23 protein-coding genes and 1 riboswitch are annotated in these 21,774 nt (G+C 33.2%); of the genes, 15 read left to right on the forward strand and 8 right to left on the reverse strand.

The features are described 5' to 3' along the window. The first annotated feature begins 1 nt into the window (after position 1). Positions 2-445 carry a sterol desaturase family protein gene (locus NAT47_RS12045; RefSeq protein WP_250583103.1) on the forward strand — a complete coding sequence of 148 codons (444 nt, stop codon included), beginning with the start codon at positions 2-4 and terminating at the stop codon, positions 443-445. An 85-nt stretch (positions 446-530) separates the two neighbouring features. Here the strand turns inward: NAT47_RS12045 and NAT47_RS12050 are convergent, their stop codons facing one another. Both NAT47_RS12050 and NAT47_RS12055 read right to left on the reverse strand, forming a co-directional pair. After that, on the reverse strand, positions 531-1,058 hold the full coding sequence (locus NAT47_RS12050; protein ID WP_250583105.1) for a DUF4252 domain-containing protein: 528 nt from the start codon (positions 1,056-1,058) through the stop codon (positions 531-533). A 7-nt stretch (positions 1,059-1,065) separates the two neighbouring features. Further along, positions 1,066-1,347: a hypothetical protein gene (locus NAT47_RS12055; protein WP_250583107.1), complete on the reverse strand. Its 282-nt coding sequence runs from the start codon at positions 1,345-1,347 to the stop codon at positions 1,066-1,068. Between the two features lie 201 nt (positions 1,348-1,548). On the opposite strand from NAT47_RS12055, the gene NAT47_RS12060 reads away from it, so the two are divergent. Next, positions 1,549-2,952, forward strand: coding sequence for a S41 family peptidase (locus tag NAT47_RS12060; protein ID WP_250583108.1), 1,404 nt, complete (start codon positions 1,549-1,551; stop codon positions 2,950-2,952). A 37-nt stretch (positions 2,953-2,989) separates the two neighbouring features. On the opposite strand, the gene NAT47_RS12065 is transcribed toward NAT47_RS12060, so the two are convergent. Continuing rightward, positions 2,990-4,927, reverse strand: coding sequence for a TonB-dependent receptor plug domain-containing protein (locus NAT47_RS12065; RefSeq protein ID WP_250583109.1), 1,938 nt, complete (start codon positions 4,925-4,927; stop codon positions 2,990-2,992). Positions 4,928-5,009: 82 nt separating this feature from the next. Further along, positions 5,010-5,267, reverse strand: a riboswitch (cobalamin riboswitch). A 39-nt stretch (positions 5,268-5,306) separates the two neighbouring features. Here NAT47_RS12065 and NAT47_RS12070 point away from each other — a divergent pair. The 5 genes from NAT47_RS12070 to NAT47_RS12090 all read left to right on the forward strand — a co-directional run bounded on the left by NAT47_RS12070 (position 5,307) and on the right by NAT47_RS12090 (position 10,302). Continuing rightward, positions 5,307-6,131 (forward strand): T9SS type A sorting domain-containing protein, encoded by an 825-nt coding sequence (locus tag NAT47_RS12070; protein WP_250583110.1) that lies wholly within the window; start codon positions 5,307-5,309, stop codon positions 6,129-6,131. Between the two features lie 269 nt (positions 6,132-6,400). Next, complete coding sequence (locus tag NAT47_RS12075; RefSeq protein ID WP_250583111.1) at positions 6,401-7,531, forward strand: ABC transporter substrate-binding protein; 1,131 nt, start codon at positions 6,401-6,403, stop codon at positions 7,529-7,531. 126 nt (positions 7,532-7,657) lie between these two features. Continuing rightward, positions 7,658-8,683 carry an iron ABC transporter permease gene (locus tag NAT47_RS12080; RefSeq protein ID WP_250583112.1) on the forward strand — a complete coding sequence of 342 codons (1,026 nt, stop codon included), beginning with the start codon at positions 7,658-7,660 and terminating at the stop codon, positions 8,681-8,683. A gap of 2 nt (positions 8,684-8,685) precedes the next feature. Further along, on the forward strand, positions 8,686-9,471 hold the full coding sequence (locus NAT47_RS12085; protein ID WP_250583113.1) for an ABC transporter ATP-binding protein: 786 nt from the start codon (positions 8,686-8,688) through the stop codon (positions 9,469-9,471). Between the two features lie 69 nt (positions 9,472-9,540). Beyond that, positions 9,541-10,302: a dienelactone hydrolase family protein gene (locus NAT47_RS12090; protein ID WP_250583115.1), complete on the forward strand. Its 762-nt coding sequence runs from the start codon at positions 9,541-9,543 to the stop codon at positions 10,300-10,302. Positions 10,303-10,359: 57 nt separating this feature from the next. Here NAT47_RS12090 and NAT47_RS12095 read toward each other — a convergent pair whose 3' ends face one another. Continuing rightward, positions 10,360-10,926: a pseudouridine synthase gene (locus tag NAT47_RS12095; RefSeq protein ID WP_250583117.1), complete on the reverse strand. Its 567-nt coding sequence runs from the start codon at positions 10,924-10,926 to the stop codon at positions 10,360-10,362. Between the two features lie 83 nt (positions 10,927-11,009). On the opposite strand from NAT47_RS12095, the gene rmuC reads away from it, so the two are divergent. The 5 genes from rmuC to NAT47_RS12120 all read left to right on the forward strand — a co-directional run bounded on the left by rmuC (position 11,010) and on the right by NAT47_RS12120 (position 15,277). Then, positions 11,010-12,398, forward strand: coding sequence for a DNA recombination protein RmuC (rmuC, locus tag NAT47_RS12100; protein ID WP_250583119.1), 1,389 nt, complete (start codon positions 11,010-11,012; stop codon positions 12,396-12,398). A gap of 14 nt (positions 12,399-12,412) precedes the next feature. After that, complete coding sequence (locus tag NAT47_RS12105) at positions 12,413-12,760, forward strand: 6-phosphogluconate dehydrogenase (RefSeq protein ID WP_250583141.1); 348 nt, start codon at positions 12,413-12,415, stop codon at positions 12,758-12,760. A gap of 5 nt (positions 12,761-12,765) precedes the next feature. Then, entirely contained in the window at positions 12,766-13,317 is a 552-nt protein-coding gene (locus NAT47_RS12110) for an acyl-CoA thioesterase (protein WP_250583121.1), read from the forward strand. 281 nt (positions 13,318-13,598) lie between these two features. Further along, positions 13,599-14,270 (forward strand): hypothetical protein, encoded by a 672-nt coding sequence (locus NAT47_RS12115; protein WP_250583123.1) that lies wholly within the window; start codon positions 13,599-13,601, stop codon positions 14,268-14,270. A 242-nt stretch (positions 14,271-14,512) separates the two neighbouring features. Further along, positions 14,513-15,277, forward strand: coding sequence for an SDR family NAD(P)-dependent oxidoreductase (locus NAT47_RS12120; RefSeq protein ID WP_250583125.1), 765 nt, complete (start codon positions 14,513-14,515; stop codon positions 15,275-15,277). A gap of 77 nt (positions 15,278-15,354) precedes the next feature. Here NAT47_RS12120 and NAT47_RS12125 read toward each other — a convergent pair whose 3' ends face one another. The 4 genes from NAT47_RS12125 to NAT47_RS12140 form a co-directional block, all read right to left on the reverse strand. After that, a complete protein-coding gene (locus NAT47_RS12125; protein ID WP_250583127.1) occupies positions 15,355-15,795 on the reverse strand; it encodes a hypothetical protein in 441 nt (146 codons plus the stop codon). 1 nt (position 15,796) lies between these two features. Next, complete coding sequence (rocD, locus tag NAT47_RS12130; protein ID WP_250583129.1) at positions 15,797-17,077, reverse strand: ornithine--oxo-acid transaminase; 1,281 nt, start codon at positions 17,075-17,077, stop codon at positions 15,797-15,799. Positions 17,078-17,203: 126 nt separating this feature from the next. Next, the gene (locus NAT47_RS12135) at positions 17,204-17,743 is read right to left on the reverse strand and encodes a DUF1697 domain-containing protein (RefSeq protein WP_250583131.1); all 540 of its coding nucleotides are present in this window, start codon (positions 17,741-17,743) and stop codon (positions 17,204-17,206) included. 30 nt (positions 17,744-17,773) lie between these two features. Beyond that, positions 17,774-18,472 (reverse strand): DUF1003 domain-containing protein, encoded by a 699-nt coding sequence (locus tag NAT47_RS12140; protein WP_250583133.1) that lies wholly within the window; start codon positions 18,470-18,472, stop codon positions 17,774-17,776. Positions 18,473-18,595: 123 nt separating this feature from the next. Between NAT47_RS12140 and rlmD the strand changes: the two genes are divergently transcribed. The 3 genes from rlmD (at position 18,596) to NAT47_RS12155 (ending at position 21,352) form a co-directional block, all read left to right on the forward strand. Further along, a complete protein-coding gene (gene rlmD, locus NAT47_RS12145) occupies positions 18,596-20,008 on the forward strand; it encodes a 23S rRNA (uracil(1939)-C(5))-methyltransferase RlmD (RefSeq protein WP_250583135.1) in 1,413 nt (470 codons plus the stop codon). A 149-nt stretch (positions 20,009-20,157) separates the two neighbouring features. After that, positions 20,158-20,664 (forward strand): DUF6452 family protein, encoded by a 507-nt coding sequence (locus NAT47_RS12150; RefSeq protein WP_250583137.1) that lies wholly within the window; start codon positions 20,158-20,160, stop codon positions 20,662-20,664. Continuing rightward, on the forward strand, positions 20,645-21,352 hold the full coding sequence (locus tag NAT47_RS12155) for a DUF6048 family protein (RefSeq protein ID WP_250583139.1): 708 nt from the start codon (positions 20,645-20,647) through the stop codon (positions 21,350-21,352). Before NAT47_RS12150 ends, NAT47_RS12155 begins: the two co-directional genes overlap by 20 nt. The last annotated feature ends 422 nt before the right edge of the window (positions 21,353-21,774 follow it).

The raw sequence follows: 21,774 nt of genomic DNA on the forward strand, positions 1-21,774 counted from the left end.
TATGTGGATACATATCTTAGTTTTTTTTGCCACTTTTTGCTTCATGGAATTCATGGCATGGTTTAGTCATAAATACATCATGCATGGATTTTTATGGGTATTACATGCCGATCATCATAAGAAAGATCACGATTCTTGGTTTGAACGTAATGACGCGTTCTTCATTTTTTACGCAATAGTGAGTATCGGTTGCTTCCTTTTGTGGAAATATGATATTTTTATTTACGGACTTGCCATTGGATTAGGAATCTTAGCCTATGGAATAGCCTATTTCTTAGTACATGATATTTTTATTCACCAACGCTTTAAGTTATTCAGAAATGCAAATAACCGATACGCTAGAGCCGTGAGACGCGCCCACAAAATGCACCATAAACACATTGGAAAAGAACATGGAGAATGTTTCGGAATGTTAATCGTCCCATTAAAATACTTCAAAAACTAAAAGATCCCGCAAAAGCGGGATTTTTTAATTTCAAATCTATACACTTTATGATTGACTACATTTTGTGATAATCATCTATTAAGTATTATTTTTTTGATGCTTTTTTCAAATCATCTCCACCAGGCAAATTCATTTTGTCGGTTAACACAGAAATTTCATCTAGACTAAAGTTTCCTGTTAAAGATAAAACTACGGTGCCGGCATCTTTTATATTAGAACCTTCAATAAACATAAGAAGTTCTCGTATCGTATTTTCATTCGCTACAGATTTTACATAAATCTTTACATTCTTACCATCACCACTAGTCCGCATTAATTCTTCTAATGGATTCGATTTCAAGTAACTGTTTACGGATGCTTTCATATCTACACCTATTTTTGTATTACTCGTGGTGAACACTTTCAAATTATCTAATTTCTTTAGCAAATTCATGTATTGTTGCATTTCTTTGTCTTTTGCATCTACTTTTACTTTGCTCATCATTTCGAACATTTTCTTGTTCACAACAACCGAAGTAACTCCCTCTCTATCTTCGAATTTATCAAAAACTCCTTGTGCAAAAGATATAGTTGAAATCATTAAAAAAACTATGACTACTACTAAATTTTTCATTTTTTAATTATTTAAAAATTATTTTTTTTGTTTTTTCATACTCTTCTAAATATACTACACTTTCCATGCCAAAATTAACTTGCTCTGAAACCATTAATAAGGCTTTTTGAGTTGCTATGAAAGCTTCTTCAGGATTATCAAATGTACCTAAATCATCCGACTTGTGTTGAGAAGGACAAAAAAAGAACGCGACCAATATCAAAGTTATAACAAAACTTATTGTGATTCCTATACATTTGTAAAAATTTCGTTTATTAGATTGTAGTAAAAGTTTGGGTACGATTTTCATTTCTTCAGTGTATTAGATCAATCAAATGTTGATTTCTTTTGAATTACTTAGTATTATTTTAATATCAAAAAACTTTAAAAAAGATTTCATGATATAAACAAAACGGATTTAATTTTTTTCCAAAGTGGCATTTACCGTAATACGAAAGTAATTTAATTTTGTTACAAAAAGAAATGTATTTATCTTTATGAAAAAAAGGATATGAAAAGATTTTGGGTTGCATTAATAGCATTAGTATTTGCACAAAGTATTATAAAATGTTCAGACGATTTTGATGATAATATATCGTATGGTTCTGTAAATAATTTTATTTGGAAAGGATTAAACCTCTATTATTATTGGCTTGCCGATTCTCCAGATTTAGCCGACAATCGCTTCGATACTACAACTGATTATGAAAATTTCATCAATTCTTTTAACACTCCTGAATCCTTATTCAATCACCTGCTGGTTGACCAAAGTATTGATCGTTATAGTGTTATTTTTTCTGATTATAATGCTTTGGAACAAGCTTTAAGCGGCACTCAAAAAAGCAATGGAGTTGACTACGAACTTAGATACAAACAAGGAAGCACTACAGAATTATTTGGTTGGGTGCGTTATATCCAACCCAATTCAGATGCCGCAACAAAAAATATACAAAGAGGCGATATCTTTTATGCAGTAAACGGAATTTCGTTGAACACCGCTAACTATACCAACTTATTAAATCAGGATAACTACACTTTAAATTTAGCCAATTTTGATAATGGAGCAATAACTCCAAATGGAAATTCAGTTTCCTTAACCAAAACAAATTACTCCGAAAATCCAGTTTATATTAAAAAAGTGATTGTTCAAGGGACAAAAAAAATTGGATATTTAATGTACAATGGGTTTTATGGACAATATGAAAATGAGCTTAACAATGCTTTTGGTTTTTTTCGCTCGGAAGGAATTACGCACTTTGTTTTAGACCTTCGTTACAATTCGGGTGGTTCGGTAAATACGGCAACTCGCTTAGCTAGTATGATTACAGGACAATTCAATAATCAAATTTTTGCCAAACAACAATGGAATACTAAAATAGAAAACCTAATCAATAATCCCGAACAATTGCTAAACCGATTTACCAACTCAATAGCAAACGGAAGCGCCATCAATCATTTAAATTTAGATAAAGTTTATGTACTAACCACCAAACGTTCGGCTTCTGCAAGTGAGTTGATAATAAATGGTCTGAAACCTTACATCAACGTAATTCAAATTGGAGACATGACAGCTGGAAAAAACGTAGGCTCTATTACGCTTTATGATTCACCAACTTTCAGAAAACAAAATATAAATCCAACTCATAAATACGCTATGCAACCTATTGTATTGAAAATTGCAAACAATAATAACTTCAGTGATTATACCAATGGGTTAATTCCAAATGTTTCCCAATTAGAAAACATCGAAAACTTAGGAATATTAGGTGAAGCGAATGAGCCGCTTTTAAATACAGCTTTAAATTACATTAATACCAATGGTAGAACTTCGCAAAGAATACCAAACATAGTATTCAATCATTTTGAAGATTGTAAATCCATGCGATTATTTGGAGACGAAATGTATTTAGATTAAAAAAAGAGGGCCATTGCCCTCTTTCTCTTTTTATTATTTAAAACAGAAAATTTAATCCCAATTTAAAATTTCTTCCTCTAGAATTATAACCTATAACTTCCTGAAAATCTTCATTCAAAATATTAGTTACAGTACCAAAAATATGGAAACGATTTGGTAATAATTCATACGAAATATTAGAATTAACCAACTGATAAGCCACTAAATTAACAGCTTGTGTAGCCCAAATATTCATATCATAAAAAGCATCACTTCTTTGATCAACATATTGATAATTGATTCCGAATGTTCCTCTTTTAAATTTGTAATTCAAATCGATATTTGCTTTGTGCTTTGGAATTAAACGGTTTAATTGTTCTTCAACTTGGGTAAACGTATAATTTCCACCAATATTGAAACGTTCTGATAAGGTATAACGGACGCTTGTTTCTATTCCTTTTGCATGGTAAGTTCCGTCGATGTTGATATAATTTGAAGCAAACGTTACTGGATCTGTAAAAAATCCAAACGTGTTTTCTTCTTCTCTATAAAAACCAACTGCATTTATCGTTAATTTTTTATCCAATAATTGCGATTCGAAACCAAATTCTGCCGTAGCATTTTCTTCTGGTGTTAGATCTAAATTCCCATAAGGACCGTATAATTGATATAAACTTGGCGTGATGAAAGCTGTACTATAAGAAGCTAACACTTTCAAAGGTAAATTCTCGAAAGAAAAACTCGGATTGAAATTATACACTACTTGATTTCCGTATTCGCTATGGGTGTTGAAACGAGCTCCTGCGTTGATATTCAAACCAAAATCAGAATTAAAAACCAAAGTAGCATAAGGATCTAACAAATTGAACTTCGCTCCTTCTCTGGCCACATCAGTGTAAGCGTCTTTTTGTGTCATATCGAAATATTGATATTGCGCACCTAAAACCAAATACACTTGTTTGCTAAAATTGTATTTATTGAAAGCATCAATCGAAGCACTTCTTCCTGAATAATTGTAATTATCAATAGTTCCCGACCAAGAATTTGAAATATTTAAAACTCTATCAATAGTTGAAGCTCCTGCGTTAATAGCAAATTCTCCTTTATTGTATTTGTATTTTGGTAAGAATCCGATTCTGAATTGTTCCGAAAAACTGTTGTTGTTTAAATCGTCAGCATTAGCTATAATTCCATCAAACGAATTATCAAAAGTGTTCTTGATTCGGTCATAGTTACCGAAAAATTCAAAACTCAATTTATCATTCGCTTTAAAACCTATTTTCTGTAACACATTCACTCTCGAAAACGTATCTTCTTCAAAATCTTCTCCTGCAGCTTCCGACATTCCTTTAGTTTCCGTACTGTTTAAAGTGGTCATGTACGAAACTTTATTGATAGTTCCGTTTACCGATAATCCTTGATTGAAATCTTGTGCACTCGTTTTTGAAGTTTCCGAAGTATTTTGCGTTCCCATATTGATATACGCATTACCCGAAATTTCCTTTTTTACCGATTTTTTCAACGTAATATTGATAACTCCTGTCGCAGCTCCAGTTCCGTACAACGTACTTGAAGCGCCTTTCATGACTTCAATTTTCTCGATTTGTTCTACTGGAATTAAACGCAAATCGTATTCGATATTAATTCCTGAAGCATCAAAAACCGGAACACCATCAATATAAATAGCTACTTGACGATTACGGCCTCCACGAATGTAATAGCCTAAATTTTTTCCATTAAACGATTGATTTCCGTTGATTTCCACTCCAGCAACTTGACTCAAAACATTAGCTAAATTTTGACCTTTTTTAGCTTCTAAGTCTTGCGCGGTAATCACTTCAATAATTTTACCTGATTTTTCTTTGCTTTGCGCAAATTTTGTGTCGGAAACGACAACTTCTTTTAAATTAGTAACTTTTAGCGTATCTGATTCTTGAGCATACGCAAAAGCAGTAGCTAGTGTAAATACACTTAAGCCAATAAACTTTTTGTTCATTTTAAGGTTAATAAAAATTTTAATAAAATTGGGGAGAAAAGCACAGAATTTACCCATACTCAAACTTTTTTTCCCGAAAGTTTGTTACTCAACGAATGTGGCAGGTCTCCTGGCTTGCGTCTTGTTATCAACCTTCCCATCGAAAGTTAGAAATTAGAAGTTAGAAGTTAGAAATTTTCTAAATTCAGAATTCTTAATTCTAAATTAACAACAGTGGTAATGTAGATAATAACAAGCTTTGTAGCTTACAGTTGCGGGTACAGCTTAGGTCTTACACCTAATTCCCTTTTAATGTTGTTTTGAAAAAACAGAAACAACAACCAAAATTCGAGGGCAAATGTATTGTTTTTTTTTGTAAATTTGAACAAGCATTTATTTTATGAAAAAAATAATTTTAATTTTCTTTGGCTGTTTTTCAGGATTTGCACAACTTAATTATGTTCAAATATCCACCAACTCCAATAGCGTTTACGTTACTACTAATATAAATGACCCTATTAATCCATACAATGATTCGACATCAGATGCCGGTTTAAATACTATTTTTCAAAATCATAATGTAACGACAATTACCTACAACTTTCATGAAATTGATAACACCAATGCTATTTTCGCAACATACTCAGGAACTAATTTGAATGGGTTTATAGCTGATTTAGAAAATTATTCTTCACTTGTAACTAAAGTTAGTATTAGTCCAGAATATGAAACTTTTGGAGATGTTTTAATGTATAATTTAGTAAATCCAACTATTGGTATTCAAACTGGTACTGATTCAAGCGGAGTTGTAATAACGAACGATAGTGGTCTTAATTCTATTTTATTAAATCACAATGTAACTTATTTTCAAAATTATTATTTACAATGTGATTGTAATATAGTGGATTTAAAAAATGATTTAACTAATTACAACTCTGTTATAAGTTCTTCTCACTATGCAAGTTTAGTATTTTTAAATACTCCCAAATTTTCTAATAATTTAATTAAGATTTACCCAATTCCATTTGAAAATGATATTGAAATTGAAAGTAATAATCTTATAACTAATTACAAACTCTTTTCATTAGATGGAAAGATCATAAGTGATGTAAATCAATTTGAAAATTTTAAAAATTCGCTTCAAAATTTAAATTCCGGAATATACATTATTGAACTTACCAATGATTCTAGTGAAGTTCACAGACAAAAAATAATAAAGAAATAATTACTTCTTCTTATTCATCTTACGCCACAACCATATAAAGCCAATTACAAAGTGTGCTAAAATAATAGTTGCTACTGCATAAAGGAAAGCGTTAGAATCTGTTCTCATATTTTTTATTGCAAATTTAGTGGTTTCGGTAATTTCTTTATGTCTTATTTGTTACACAAAGTTACACGAAGTTTTTTACAAAGAATCACAAATAAAATTGTTTTTAATCTTTATAATCCGTGGCAAAAAAATAAAAAACTACTTTTGCAAAAAACAATTTCATGCGTCACTATTTCATTTTAGTCGTTTTATTTTTAGGATTTATCCAATGTAAAGAATCGGAAAGTTCTGCAAATCTGAATACTTCTTCACAAAATAGCATTCAACATGCGGAAGGATTTTCTATTGAAAAATACGATGGTTTTTCGGTTGTGAAAGTTTCGAATGCATATCCTGAAGCTAAAGATAATTACACGTATGTGCTTCATAAAAAGGGCGTTAAAATTCCAGATAGTTTACAACAATTTACTTCAATTGAAGTTCCAATTAAAAAAGTAATCGTTACTTCAACAACACATATTCCTGCTTTAGAATCATTAGGCGTAGAAAATACTTTAATTGGTTTTCCAACCACACAATACGTTTCATCAGAAAAAACAAGAGCGTTAATCGATGCTGGGAAAGTACGAGATTTAGGTTCCAATCAAGGATTAAACACCGAAGTCATTTTAGACATTCAACCTGATGTAATTGTTGGTTTTAGTGTAGATGGCGATTTTAAAACCTACAAAAACTTAGAAAAGAATGGTCAGAAAATCATATTCAACGGCGATTGGACCGAAAAAACACCTTTGGGAAAAGCGGAATGGATTAAGTTCTTTGGTGCTTTGTATGATTTAGACGAAAAAGCAACTGAGATTTTCAATTCGATTGAGAAAGAATATAATTCAGTTCTTACTTTAGCTAAAAATTCGAAATCACAACCATCAATTTTTGCCGGCGCTATCTACGAAGACCAATGGTTTTTACCACAAGGAGATAGTTGGGCAGCCTATTTTTTAAAAGAAGCCAACGGTAATTATTTATGGAAAGAATCGAAAGGAACTGGAAGTTTAGCTTTATCGTTCGAAAGCGTTTTAGATAAAGCCAAAGATGCTGATTTTTGGATTGGTCCAGGGCAATTTGGTTCCATCAAACAAATTTTAGAGAGTAATCCCAATTACATTCACTTCAAAGCGGTTAAGAACAAAAATGTGTATTCCTTTAGTACCAAAAGAGGAAAAACAGGCGGTGCCATTTATTATGAATTAGCACAAAATCGCCCTGATTTAGTTTTAAAAGACATCGTGAAGATTTTACATCCTGAAATGTTACCCGATTATGAGTTGTACTTCTTTGAGAAGTTGAAATAATTTTTGCTCGCAAAGACGCTAAGTCGCTAAGTTTTTTTTTGTGAAACTTTGCGAAAACTTCGTGTAACTTTGTGCTATACAACTAAAATATATTCTAAAAACGTAATTTAGCCAAAAATTCAACGCATGCCATTAACCAAAAAACAGAACTTACTTTTTATCATCTTACTTTTAGTAATGGTGTTTTTGTTTTTGGTAAATATTAGTTTAGGTTCGGTTTCTATTCCTTTAAAAGAAGTGGTTAACGGACTTTTATCGCAAGATATGAGTAAGGAAAGTTGGGAAATTATTCTATGGAATTTCCGTTTTCCAAAAGCAATTACGGCTGTTTTAGTTGGAATTGGACTTTCAATGAGCGGCTTGTTGATGCAAACCTTATTTCGAAATCCTTTAGCTGGACCTTACGTTTTAGGATTGAGTTCCGGTGCGAGTTTGGGAGTTGCGTTTGTCATTTTAGGAACTGGATTATTACCAAGCTTCTTTTCATCCTTCTTTTTATCGAATTACGGATTGGTTTTAGCTTCAAGTTTAGGAAGTTTTTTAGTTTTGATGGCGGTTTTATTGGTTTCTCAAAAACTAAAAGACACTATGGCAATCCTAATTGTTGGACTAATGTTTGGAAGTTTTACCAGTGCTATTGTTTCGGTTCTATCCTATTTTACTTCGGCTGAAAAATTACAGAAATTCACCTTTTGGTCGATGGGAAGTATTTCGAATTTATCTTGGAATGAAATTTCGCTTTTATCCGGGTTTATTATCATCGGAATTGGCATTAGTTTTTTGGTTATCAAACCTTTAAACGCTTTACTTTTGGGAGAAAAATATGCACAAAGCATCGGAATCAACTACAAAAAAACGCGTTTTTTGATCATTATCGCTACTAGTATTTTAGCAGGAAGCATTACCGCTTTTGCTGGACCAATTGCTTTTATTGGCTTGGCGGTTCCACACATGGCAAAATTGTTGTTTCAAACCAGTAATCATTTGGTTTTATTTTGGAGTACACTTTTACTTGGTGCCATTGTAATGTTGTGTTGTGATACGATTGCACAAGTTCCAGGAAATGATATTACTTTGCCAATAAATGCTATAACCTCAGTAATTGGAGCGCCAGTTGTGATTTGGTTGTTAGTTAAAAAGAAACGATTTTAACCATGAGCGAACAAAATTTCACCATACAAACTCAAAATCTTTCGATTGGCTATAAGTCCAAATCGGAAACGATTACTATTGCTCAAAACATCAATCTTGGTTTAGAAAAAGGCAAATTAATCGCTTTAATTGGTGAAAACGGAATCGGGAAATCTACTTTATTAAAAACAATAACAGGTCTTATTCCACCATTATCAGGTGAAATTACTTTACTAAACAAATCGCTTCAAAGTTACAAGCCGCTTGATTTAGCTCAGGAATTGAGCATTGTTTTAACCGAAAAATTACCACCAAGTAATTTAACCGTTTATGAAATTATTGCTCTAGGTAGACAACCTTATACCAATTGGTTAGGTACTTTATCCGAAGAGGACAAAACTAAAATTGAAGAAGCGATTGCCTTAACCGAAATCCAACATTTGGTTCACAAAAAACATGATGAAATTAGCGATGGACAATTGCAAATTGCTTTGATTGCTCGTGCTTTGGCTCAAGATACTTCGATTATCATTTTGGACGAACCTACGACCCATTTAGATTTGGTTCATAAAGCAACTTTACTGAAACTGTTGCAAAAACTCACGCACGAAACGGGTAAAACCATCCTCTACTCTACGCATGACATCGATTTAGCGATTCAAATGACAGATGAAATGATTGTATTTACACCAAACAAAATTGTTCAAGACCAACCTTGTAATTTAATTCAAACTGGAATTTTTAATACGTTGTTTGATACCGAACATTTGACTTTTGATGCTACTATTGGCAAGTTCAAAATCAAATAATTTATCCCAATTTTACCTTTTGTTTAACGCTTCAAATTTTCAATTTTCATAATTTTACAAAAAAAAGTTATGAAATATCTTTATTTGACCCTAATCCTAGCTACTATGAATAGCTTCGGACAATTAGTAAAAGTAGATTACGCAGATGGTAATCAAAAATTAGAAGGATTTTTTGCGAAAGCACAAAAAGCTAATCCTAAAAAAGCAGGCGTTATCGTTCTTCCCGCTTGGATGGGCGTAGATGCTCACTCAAAAGAATCAGCAGAAGCTCTAGCTAAATTAGGCTATCATGCTTTTGTAGCTGATATTTACGGTGTTGGAAACAATCCAAAAAACACGGGTGAAGCTGGAAAAAATGCTGGTTACTACAAAAACAACCCTGCAGAATATCAAAAAAGAATTCAATTAGCGATTGACCAGTTAGTAAAAGCTGGTGCTGATAAAAATCAAATCGCAGTAATTGGTTATTGTTTTGGTGGAACAGGTGCTATCGAAGCGGCTCGTGGCAACTTAAACGTAAAAGGAGTGGTTTCTTTTCATGGTGGTTTAGGAAAAGCGGCGAATAGTCCAACGAATGAAATTAAAGCTAAAGTTTTAGTGTTGCATGGTGCTGATGATCCTTATGTTCCTGCAAAAGAAGTGGAAGCTTTCCAAAACGAAATGCGCGAAACGAAAGCCGATTGGCAAATGAATTATTACGCAAATTCAGTTCATGCTTTTACACACAAAGATGCGGGAAGCGATAACAGCAAAGGCGCTGCTTACAACGAATTAGCCGATAAAAGAAGTTGGGAAGCGATGAAAACGTTTTTCTTAGAGATTTTCAGATAAATCCCCTTTTTACAAAGAATAGTAAAACAGTTATTTCACCTGAAATAGCTGTTTTTTTTATACATCAAAACCACTCACTTCCAAAACTTCACCCGCTTTTAAATCATTCAAATGAATGTTTCCTACCCGAATTCGAACCAATCGCAAGGTAGGAAAGCCAACAGCTGATGTCATTTTACGCACTTGACGAAATTTTCCTTCGTTTAAAGTTATCGAAACCCAAGACGTTGGCCCGTGACGTTCATCTCGAATCTTTTTACCTCGTTCTCCTAAATTTGGTTCTGATTCTAATTTAAACGCTTTACATTTTTTGGTTTTGTATTTTTTGCCGTGTAGGCCGATTTCGACACCGTTTCTTAATTGTTCAACAGCTTCTTCAGTAATCAATCCATCGACTTGAGCGTAATATTCTTTTTCTACTTTTTTGCTTCGAACAATTTCGCTCATCATGCCGTCTGTCGTTAATAAAAGTAAACCTTCTGAATCTTCGTCTAAACGACCAATTGCCATCGTGTTTTCGGGAAAATCGTGTAATTCACCCAACAACTTTTTCTTGCGTTTTAATTGGTAAATAAACTGCGATAAATAACCGTAAGGCTTGTGAATAAGAAAGTGATGATGCATCTTTAAAAATTTGAAACAAAAATACATTTTTAAAATTTGGGTTTCAATTTATTCCGTATTTTTACATTTTAGAATTTATTTTTATGCCAGAATCTATGCTTATTTTAATCACTTTTATTGTTGCTTTAGCCGTTGGAATATTCATCGGAAAGTTAATTTTTAGCGCCAAATCACAATCAGAAAAATCAGGTTTAGAAGAACGAATTAATGGGCTTTTAAATCAAATGGAACAATTGAAAATCCAATTTCAAACAGAAAGAAATCAGTTTGAAAAATCATTTGCCCAACTCTCATCCGAAAAAGAAAATCTGCAAAAAGAAAAGGAATCTTTAGCGATTCATTTGGCTAAAAAAGAAAATGATTTCGATAACTTATTGGAACGAAACAAAGAACAAAAGCAAGAAGTAGAGCAACTTCAGGAGAAATTCACTAAAGAATTTGAAAACTTAGCTAATAAAATTCTAGAAGAAAAAACGGTAAAATTCACCGAGCAAAACAAGGAGAATTTGAAAAACATTCTATCACCTTTACAAGACAAAATCCAACTTTTTGAAAAGAAAGTTGAAGACACACACAAAGAAAGTATCGATTATCATGCCGCGTTACGCCAACAAATTTTAGGACTTCGCGAAATGAACGAACAAATGAGTAAGGAAACCATCAATTTAACCAAAGCTTTAAAAGGCGATAGCAAAATGCAAGGAAATTGGGGCGAATTAGTTCTAGAACGTGTGTTAGAAAAGTCAGGATTAGAGAAAGACAGAGAATATTTTGTACAACAAAGTCACGTTACAGAAGACGGAAATCGTGTATTCCCAGACGTTATCATTAATCTTCCAGATGGCAAGAAAATGATTATCGATTCAAAAGTTACCTTAACAGCTTACGAACGTTATATTAACGAAGAAGATTCGGAGGCGAAAAATCAACATTTAAAAGAACATATCGTTTCGATTAATCGTCATGTGGAGCAATTGGGCAGTAAAAATTACCACGATTTGTACCACATGGAAAGTCCAGATTTTGTGTTGCTTTTCATTCCAATTGAATCCGCATTTGCAGTGGCTTTAAATGAAGATACGAGTTTATACAACAAAGCTTTCGAGAAAAATATTGTGATTGTAACGCCTTCTACGCTTTTGGCAACTTTACGTACGATTGACAGCATGTGGACGAACCAAAAACAACAAGAAAACGCGATTGAAATTGCGAGACAAGCCGGTGCTTTGTATGATAAGTTTGAAGGTTTTGTTTCTGATTTAATTAAAATTGGAAAGAAAATGGACGAAGCTAAAATCGAATATGGCAACGCTATGAACAAATTAGTAGATGGAAAAGGTAACCTTATTACAAGTGTTGAAAAATTGAAAAAAATGGGTGCTAAAGCGAAAAAAGCACTTCCAGAAGCCGTTTTAAAAAGAGCAAATGAAACGGATGAAATTTCACTGCTTTCTGAAAACAATAACGACTAAAAAAGAAAATAATGATACGAAAAATTATTCTTTATATTGTTTTATCACTCACTTTAATCACGGTGGGGTATTTCAGTTTTGTGTATTATGTTCCTTTTAGTGAAGGTGTACGTTCGGGCGAATTAATTAAAATTAGTCACAAAGGATTAGTAATAAAAACGTGGGAAGGCGAATTGAGTCAGGGCATTTCTGGCGCTCAAATTTTTGCTTTTTCGGTAATGGAAGATGAGGTAGTAGTGATTGAAAATCTAAAAAAATGGCAAGGTAAAAAAGTGACCTTAGAATATGAAGAACGTTTCAAAACCTTCTTTTGGTGGGGCGATACTCGTTATTTTGTTACCAAAGTTTCACTTGAAAAATAAATTTTATGGAAATTGCCAATACAGTAGATGCATCAAGAATTACGCTATCCGAATTAATGCTTCCTTCCCACTCCAACTTTAGTGGAAAAATTCACGGTGGTTATTTATTAAAACTAATGGACCAAATAGCTTTTGCCTGTGCCTCGAAATACTCAGGTTGCTATTGTGTTACGGCTTCTGTGGATACGGTTGACTTTTTAAATCCAGTTGATGTTGGCGAATTGGTAACCTTAAAAGCATCCGTAAATTACGTTGGAAAAACTTCGATGGTTGTGGGTATTCGCGTAACATCGGAACACATTCAAACCGGAGTTAAAAAACATTGCAATTCGAGTTATTTCACCATGGTAGCGAAAGATGAAAACGGAAAAAACGTACAAGTTCCCAAACTTATTTTATCCAATTTAGAAGAAGTTCGCCGCTTTTACGACAGCATCAATCGCATCGAAAACAAAAAAAGAGCCAAAGAAATTGAGACCAATTTTGATCATACTTCAAAAGAAGCGATTGATAATTTAAAAAATTATAATGTTGTAATTTCTGATAATTTAAAATAAAAAACTCTAACTAAATTAAACCCAAAATCAAACTCACCTTTAATCCAATGCCAAATGCCGATTTCAACATAAAACAAAATTATAATGACAAAGAAATCTTTTTTAAAAAAAAAGACGGCTTGGAAATTGTTTGAGAATTTATTGCATATACAAATGATTCTGACATTAAAATCTCGAGTGCAATTAGCAAAAAAGTTACCAAGAAAGTAAATGTCCGATTTGAATTTGTATTGAAATAGTATTTTATTATATTTACATTCTTATACAAACAAAAAACTCACATGAAAAAAATCACACAAATTGCATTAACTGCCTTATTATTTGTAGGAATTACAGCTAATGCACAAACACAATTAAAAAAAGGTTCTGTAACGTATAGCATGACAATGCCTGGAGCAACAGAAGAAATGGCAGCAATGGGAGAAAGTACGATAACCGTTCACTTCGACGAAAAAACTCAAGCTACCGATATGAGTATGATGGGAGGCATGATGTTAATGAAAACAATTATTCCAAACGAGAATAAAAATAATTCAAAAATGACCATGGAAGTAATGGGAATGAAATATGAAATATCAGATATTGGAGAACAAGCAAAAAATGCTAATAATGGAATTGGCAACATTGATAACGCTACAGAGGTAGTTTATGACAAAAAAGATACTAAAGAAATTTTAGGCTTTAAATGTTATAAAGCTACTTTAGGCATGTTAGATGGAAGCAAAAACATTTTCTATATAACTGATGCTATTGCACCGCAAGCAACAGATGCTAATGCTAAAGTAAAACTTTCAGGATATCCTTTAGAAATGACTATGAAAACAGAACAAGGAGATATGGTAATCAAAGCTACTAAGTTTTCAAAAGACATCCCTGCAGATGCTTTTAAAGTTGGAGAAGGGTTTACAAAAGTAACCATGGAAGAGTTTCAAAAACAAATGGGAGGTATGTAATAGTATAATCCCTTTATAAAATCAAAAGCACTGAGAAATCAGTGCTTTTTTTGTTTGGTAATACCTCTAAAATAGTAATGCTATTCTAACTTTTATCGATAAAATTTCGTAAATTTAAGGCAGTATAATAAATTGTTTGATTCTAAAACTAAACAATGTCAAACTCATAAATATTTTTTAATATTAAAATTAATAATAAATTACTCTCACCTTAATCAAACAAATAACTTAAAAAGAACAATATGAAAAGACTAGAAAACAAAGTTGCCATTATTACAGGATCGGCTATGGGAATGGGAATGGAAACTGCTAAACTTTTTGCCGAAGAAGGCGCAAAAGTAGTTGTGGCTGATTTCAACGAAGATGCTGGTAAAGCAGTTGTTGATGATATCGTTGCTAATGGAGGTATTGCCTCATTCTGCAAAGTTGATATCTCAAAAGCTTCACAAGTAGAAGCTATGGTTCAATTTGCTGTAAATACTTATGGTCGTCTCGACTGTGCTGTAAACAATGCAGCTTTAAAACCTGACAATAATTCTTTTGAAGAATTAGATGAAGAATATTGGGACAAATTACAAGCAGTAGATCTCAAAGGAACTGCACTGTGCATGAAATATGAACTTAAACAATTTATGGCTCAAGGGGGTGGAGGTGCAATTGTAAACATTTCTTCTATTAATGCATTCAAACCTACAACAGGAAACCCAGCCTATCAAGCATTCAAACACGGAGTAGAAGGTTTAACTAAAGCAGCAGCTTTTGAATATGGTATCAAAGGTATCCGAATTAATTCTGTTGCTCCCGGTGCTATACGTACGCCTATGCTTACCGCTGCATTACAAGGACTTGGCATTGAAGAAAAAGACATTATCCCTACCATGAGTTTAATAGGCCGTTTAGGCGAACCTAGAGAGGTTGCACAAGGATCCCTTTTTCTATGCTCAGATGATGCCAGCTATGTTCATGGAACCGTACTTCACGTAGGGGGAGGTTTTGAACTACTTTAAAAAAAATGATGAGTCATTTTAAAATAAAAATGCCCCAAATGTTATAACATTTGGGGCATTCTATTAAAAACTGTTTTTTACATTGCTGCAGCTGCAATAGTAAATATTCCTCCCACAAGAATTATAATGTAAAGTGATAACACTACAATAATCGAAATTCCTAAAAATTTGTGATGCGATTTTAAATTCACAAAAGCTTCACTTAGCATATTTTGATCATTCATCTGAAGCGCCATTTTCATATTAGTAGAGTACTTGTACAAATAATACACCGGGAAAAAGTACAAAGCGGCAACACCAAAATAAATAAGGGATATAAAACTTTTAAAAGCACCAATATATCCAAACTCCCCACCAATTTCGTCAGGTACACCAGAGAGTGCTACTGTCATAAATAAGGCGGCAAGAATGATTAATCCTACTCCTATAAAACCCATGATAGATAAAAAGAAAGTCCATTTGGCTCCTTCTCGTAATGCTTCTTTAGCTAATTGATTTAATTCTAAGTTGTGTTCCATACTAGTTTTCAAATTCTTTTAAAGTATTAATAATAATGGCAACACACGCTCTTAATTGTTCCTCATTCATTACTAAAGGGGGAGCAAAACGTATGATGTTTCCGTGAGTTGGTTTTGCTAATAAACCATTTTCAGCTAAGCGAACACATATATTCCATGCGGTATCGCTATCTTCTGTATCGTTAATTACTACTGCATTTAATAAACCTTTACCTCTTACTAAAGTAGCAATGTTAGAAGTTTCTATAAATTTACCCAATTCTTCTCTGAAAATTTTACCTAATTTTCTGGCGTTCTGAGCTAGGTTTTCCTCTGCTACCACTTCTAATGCCGCCATAGCTACAGCAGCTGCTACCGGATTTCCTCCAAAAGTAGAACCATGTTGACCCGGCTTAATAACATTCATAACAGCATCATTTGCCAAAACTGCCGAAACTGGATACGCGCCTCCTGATAAGGCTTTTCCTAATATTAAAATATCAGGCTGGGTATAAGTTGCTTGTTTTTCACATTTTGCTTCACAAGTACAATTGCCACAAACCGCTAATAACGAACCTGTTCTTGCAATTCCAGTTTGTACTTCGTCTGCGATGAATAAAACGTTATTTGCTTCACAAATTGCTTTTGCTTTTTTGATAAAATCGTCAGAAGGTGTATAAACTCCTGCTTCCCCTTGAATTGGTTCTACTAAGAATCCTGCAATGTTTTTTGATGAATTTACTGCTTTTTCTAAAGCATCAATGTCATCATAAGGAATACTAATAAATCCAGCAGTATAAGGTCCGAAGTTTTTACGCGCGTTTTCATCGTTTGAGAATGAAATAATTGTGGTAGTTCTTCCATGAAAATTACCATCACAAACGATAATTTGTGCATCGTTTTCATTAATTCCTTTTTTCTCGTATGCCCATTTTCTACACAATTTCAAAGCGGTTTCCACGGCTTCTGCCCCAGTGTTCATTGGTAAAACTTTATCAAAACCGAAATAGTTGGTTACAAATTGTTCGTAAACCCCTAATTTATCATTGTAAAATGCTCTTGATGTTAACGTTAATGTTTGAGCTTGCTCTACCATTGCCCCTACAATTTTAGGATGACAATGTCCTTGATTTACCGCAGAATAAGCCGAAAGAAAATCGTAGTATTGCTTTCCTTCTACATCCCATACATAAACGCCTTCTCCTCTACTCAAAACTACAGGTAGTGGATGATAATTGTGTGCACCGTATTTGTCTTCCAATGCAATTGCTTCAGCTGAAGTCATTCTTTCTAAAACTGACATAAAATTTTGTTATTGATTGTTACATCGCAATTCCTTCTTGAAGGTGAGAAATCAACCGAATAGTTTTCAAAAATACAAAAATCAAATTCAAATTCAAGTTCAAGTTCAATTTTCAGTTACTAATCGCTAATCAAACATTTCTAACAAAGTAGTGACTGTATTCCAATTTCTGATGGTAGCTACAAGATTGAGTTTCTTCTCGATGTATTTTTGGTCTAATCTTGTTTTTCCGCCTCCTACAGCGTATTTGATGTAGATTCTGTTTTTATCAATCGCTGCTTCATCGGGTTTGAATTGACTTATTTTTAAATCGTTGATGGCACTTCCTTGTAATTCTTTAGACAAAAAAGCAACGTACAATTTCTTAGTATCACACTCTTTTTCTTTTAGATACGGATTATGCTTTAAACACGCTTCCAAATCTTCTTTACTAATAACCACTACAGGAACTTCTAAGCCTAATTCTTTAAAAATTTCTTGCTTGATGGTAAACCCAACACTCGCTCCGTGTTCTTCTTCTGAATCTACAAAAACATTTCCTGATTGAATATATGTGCGTACATTTTGAAATCCTGCGTTCTCTAAAACAGTTTTCAAAACCTCCATTTTTATCATGTTGTGGCCGGAAACGTTGATGCCGCGAAGTAAAGCTAAGTGGGTTTTCATTTGGTATAATTTGGTGCAAAAATAGGTGTTCTATTTCATTCGTTTTAAAATATCGTTCATCATTTCAATTTGCACTTTTTGAATTTCGATTAATTCTTGTTGTTGGTACATTACCAAATGATCCATTTTATCATCTAACATCCGAATTTCTAGTTCTGATTTTAAATTAATCATATAGTCTTTCTTAGCACGTTCCCGGTCTTTTTCTTCCTGACGGTTTTGGCTCATCATAATAACTGGCGCTTGCAGTGCTGCCACACATGATAAAATCAAATTTAATAAAATAAAGGGATAAGGATCAAATTCTTTATTGGTAAAAACAAACACATTGGAACCAATCCAAATTGAAATAAATATAAAAAAAGCTATAATAAAAGTCCAACTTCCTCCAAATGCTGCCACTTTATCGGCTACAATTTGTCCGTAATTTCGAGTATCAACTTCCTCTTCTACTTTGGCTACAAACGAAGTATCATCCCCTAAAGCACGAACTACGTCTTTTTCTAATTTTGATAACTGACTGATTTCGGTTTGTAAAAATTTTGAAATATATTTTTCACGATACACATTCAATTCGTGTACAGAAATGGAATCATTCACATCAAAATCGGGAAAATCTTCTAAAATTAAATTCAAAATAGAAGTTCGAATTGTTTTCCCTAAAACTCTATCATGCTCAGGAAAATCAATATTGGAAATAGCACTTTTAAACGTTAGATTGTTTCTCATAATTCAAAAACATTTTAGCTAAATTACAATTAAAACCATAGAATGCTACAACTATTGGCTTTAAAAATAATAGAAAACAAAAAAATTAGATCAAATCCTGCTAACAATTCTTATTTTTGCCTCATGGGAAAAAAGAGAACAGAAAAAATCGTATTCGAAAACGTAAAAATCCTTGATGCAGGTGCAAAAGGTGTATCGGTAGCAAAAGCTCCTGATGGTAAAGTAATATTTATTCCAAATGTAGTGCCAGGCGATGTGGTGGATATCCAAACCATGAAAAAAAGAAAAGCCTACTACGAAGGTAAAGCTATAAAAATCCATGAATTTTCAGAACACAGAATCGACCCGGTTTGCGAGCATTTTGGCGCTTGTGGTGGATGTAAATGGCAAAACATGAAGTATAGCCAACAATTGTTCTATAAAAATCAGGAAGTATACAACAACTTAAAACGAATTGGTAAGATTGAATTGCCTGAATTTGAGCCTATATTAGGTTCTGAAAAGCAATTGTTTTATCGCAATAAAATGGAATTTGGTTTCTCCAATGCACGTTGGATGACCGATGCAGAAATTCAATCGGGAGCCGAATTTGATAATAAAAATGCGTTGGGATTTCATATTCCTAGAATGTGGGATAAGATTTTAGATATTGAGAAATGTCACTTACAAGAAGACCCATCCAATGAAATTCGTAATGAAATCAAACGATTTGCTAACGAAAACGGCTTAACATTCTTCAATGCAAGAGCTACAGAAGGTTTGTTGCGAACGTTGATGATTCGTACTGCTTCAACTGGTGAAATCATGGTATTGATTCAGTTTTTTGAAAACAATAAAAAAGGAATCGAACTAATGATGAACTTCTTGGCGGAGCGTTTTCCGCAAATCACATCGTTACAATATGTTATCAATCAGAAATTGAATGACACGTTATATGACCAAGACATTATTTTGTACAAAGGTCGCGATTACATTTTGGAAGAAATGGAAGGTTTGCATTTTAGTATTAATGCGAAATCGTTCTATCAAACCAATTCGGACCAAGCGTATGAATTGTACAAAATCACTAGAGAATTTGCAGGCTTAACTGGAAACGAAACCGTTTACGATTTATACACAGGAACCGGAACCATTGCCCAATTCGTTTCGAAAAAAGCGAAGAAAGTAATTGGTGTTGAAGCTGTTCCTGAAGCCATTATAGATGCAAAAGCGAATGCCGAACGCAATAACATTACCAATTGTGAGTTTTATGTTGGGGATATGAAAAACGTCTTCAACGACGAATTCATCAACCAACACGGGCAACCTGATATTATCATCACCGATCCACCAAGAGACGGTATGCACAAAGATGTCGTAGAGATGTTATTAAAAACTGGTGTACCAAAAATTGTTTACGTTAGCTGTAATTCGGCAACACAAGCCCGTGATTTAGCTTTAATGGACGAAAAATACAAAGTAGTTCGAGTGCGTCCTGTGGATATGTTTCCGCAAACACACCATGTGGAAAACGTGGTTTTATTAGAAAAACGATAATAAAATTTTAAACCACATAGAAACATAGAGAATAATAAAAGAAAGTTCTGCATAGCATTACATTGAGACAAAGCTATGTTAACTATAAAAAGTAGAACACCTCTAAACATTAAAAAAACTATGTATCTATGTGGTAAAATAAAAAATCTATGAAAAAAATAGTTTTTATAACCTTATCCTTGCTCTTAGCCGTTTCCTTTTGGAACTGCGAAAAAGATGATATTTGTGCCGAAGGAACTCCTACAACACCTCGATTAATTATTGAGTTTTACAACGCTGCTACTCCTACGGCTGTTAAGAATGTTTCCAATTTAAAAGTGATTGCACCTAACCGTACTGATGATGGCTTTATTTTTAATGAAGTAAGTAAAATTGAAATTCCATTAAAAACAAGTGCTGACATTACAACTTTGAATTTTATTCAAAATGGAAACACGACAAACACCGCAGATGATAATGTAGATGTCGTTACATTTAATTATGGAAGAGCCGATGAATACATTTCAAGAGCTTGTGGTTTTAAAACGCTTTTTTATCTTAACACAACTAATCCTGTTGAAGTAACAAACGATGGAAGCAACTGGATTCAAAATATTATAGTAACCCAACCTTATATAGAAACCGAAAATGAAGTACATGTTAAGATTTATTTTTAGTCTGGGCTTAGTTTGCGTTTCTGTATTCGGAAAGGCACAAACTAAAGACACTACAAAAGTGATGTATCCAGAACGTTACGGACTTCGGTTAGGTACCGATTTACACAAAATTGCACGTTCCTTTTATGAAAAAGACTATCGTGGTTTTGAAATCGTAGGAGATTATCGATTAACCAAGCGCTTTTACCTTGCAGGAGAAATAGGAAACGAAGATAAAACCGTAGACGATGACCGCTTAAACTTTACCACAAAAGGAACGTATTTTAAAGTAGGCTTTGATTACAATTCGTTTGAAAACTGGCTCGACATGGAAAATATGATTTATGTGGGAATGCGATATGGAGTAAGTAGTTTTAATCACACTCTAAACAGTTATAAAATCTATGACCCAACTAATTATTATGGTGAAAACATTGTAATTTCAGGAGAACAATACGAGAAATTAACTGCGAGTTGGTTAGAAGTTATTGGAGGCATCAAAGCAGAGTTATTCAATAACCTCTATATGGGATTTTCCGTGCGATTGAATTATTTAGTAGCTAACAAAAAACCCGATGGCTTTGATAATCTCTTCATTCCAGGGTATAACCGAACGTATGACGGAAAATTTGGAGCAGGATTTAATTATACCATAAGTTATTTCATCCCCATTTACAAGAAAAACAAAACTACATCAGAGAAAAAATAATTATTGAAGCGTTACGAAAGTGACGCTTTTTTTATGTTAGTACTACTTTTAGAAAGCTACAACCTACTTTTGGCATACCTCTAGCATATAGTATCCATACTTCTAGCATACACTATCCATACACTATCCATACACTAAGCATACACTAAGCATACACTAGCTATGCTTTATGACCCGTCGTAAAATAACTATACAGATTAATAAATAAATCCTGTTATGGTGATTCAACTATAGTTTTTAATCCTAAACTTACTATACAATTGTTTTTTCATGATAAAAACGCTTGTTGTAGTTCTTCTATATACACTGTTTTTGTGTATTGCTATTGTAATACAAGACACTCGCATACTTAAACTACTATAAATTAATAGGGTGGAATAGAATGAGTTGATAGGTTTTGACAGGTTTTGATAGGTTTTGAC

Source organism: Flavobacterium fragile, assembly GCF_023634865.1.
Lineage (GTDB): Bacteria > Bacteroidota > Bacteroidia > Flavobacteriales > Flavobacteriaceae > Flavobacterium > Flavobacterium fragile.

Bases quoted from the DNA above. Each gene is read 5' to 3' on its own strand.
- NAT47_RS12115 (WP_250583123.1), top strand. From the start codon at position 13,599: ATGAAAAAAATCACACAAATTGCATTAACTGCCTTATTATTTGTAGGA.
- rocD (WP_250583129.1), bottom strand. From the start codon at position 17,077: ATGTCAGTTTTAGAAAGAATGACTTCAGCTGAAGCAATTGCATTGGAA.
- NAT47_RS12070 (WP_250583110.1), top strand. From the start codon at position 5,307: ATGAAAAAAATAATTTTAATTTTCTTTGGCTGTTTTTCAGGATTTGCA.
- NAT47_RS12150 (WP_250583137.1), top strand. From the start codon at position 20,158: ATGAAAAAAATAGTTTTTATAACCTTATCCTTGCTCTTAGCCGTTTCC.
- rlmD (WP_250583135.1), top strand. From the start codon at position 18,596: ATGGGAAAAAAGAGAACAGAAAAAATCGTATTCGAAAACGTAAAAATC.
- NAT47_RS12125 (WP_250583127.1), bottom strand. From the start codon at position 15,795: ATGGAACACAACTTAGAATTAAATCAATTAGCTAAAGAAGCATTACGA.
- NAT47_RS12060 (WP_250583108.1), top strand. From the start codon at position 1,549: ATGAAAAGATTTTGGGTTGCATTAATAGCATTAGTATTTGCACAAAGT.
- NAT47_RS12065 (WP_250583109.1), bottom strand. From the start codon at position 4,927: ATGAACAAAAAGTTTATTGGCTTAAGTGTATTTACACTAGCTACTGCT.
- NAT47_RS12080 (WP_250583112.1), top strand. From the start codon at position 7,658: ATGCCATTAACCAAAAAACAGAACTTACTTTTTATCATCTTACTTTTA.
- NAT47_RS12045 (WP_250583103.1), top strand. From the start codon at position 2: ATGTGGATACATATCTTAGTTTTTTTTGCCACTTTTTGCTTCATGGAA.
- NAT47_RS12085 (WP_250583113.1), top strand. From the start codon at position 8,686: ATGAGCGAACAAAATTTCACCATACAAACTCAAAATCTTTCGATTGGC.
- NAT47_RS12090 (WP_250583115.1), top strand. From the start codon at position 9,541: ATGAAATATCTTTATTTGACCCTAATCCTAGCTACTATGAATAGCTTC.
- rmuC (WP_250583119.1), top strand. From the start codon at position 11,010: ATGCCAGAATCTATGCTTATTTTAATCACTTTTATTGTTGCTTTAGCC.
- NAT47_RS12110 (WP_250583121.1), top strand. From the start codon at position 12,766: ATGGAAATTGCCAATACAGTAGATGCATCAAGAATTACGCTATCCGAA.
- NAT47_RS12120 (WP_250583125.1), top strand. From the start codon at position 14,513: ATGAAAAGACTAGAAAACAAAGTTGCCATTATTACAGGATCGGCTATG.
- NAT47_RS12135 (WP_250583131.1), bottom strand. From the start codon at position 17,743: ATGAAAACCCACTTAGCTTTACTTCGCGGCATCAACGTTTCCGGCCAC.
- NAT47_RS12055 (WP_250583107.1), bottom strand. From the start codon at position 1,347: ATGAAAATCGTACCCAAACTTTTACTACAATCTAATAAACGAAATTTT.
- NAT47_RS12140 (WP_250583133.1), bottom strand. From the start codon at position 18,472: ATGAGAAACAATCTAACGTTTAAAAGTGCTATTTCCAATATTGATTTT.
- NAT47_RS12075 (WP_250583111.1), top strand. From the start codon at position 6,401: ATGCGTCACTATTTCATTTTAGTCGTTTTATTTTTAGGATTTATCCAA.
- NAT47_RS12155 (WP_250583139.1), top strand. From the start codon at position 20,645: ATGTTAAGATTTATTTTTAGTCTGGGCTTAGTTTGCGTTTCTGTATTC.
- NAT47_RS12095 (WP_250583117.1), bottom strand. From the start codon at position 10,926: ATGCATCATCACTTTCTTATTCACAAGCCTTACGGTTATTTATCGCAG.
- NAT47_RS12050 (WP_250583105.1), bottom strand. From the start codon at position 1,058: ATGAAAAATTTAGTAGTAGTCATAGTTTTTTTAATGATTTCAACTATA.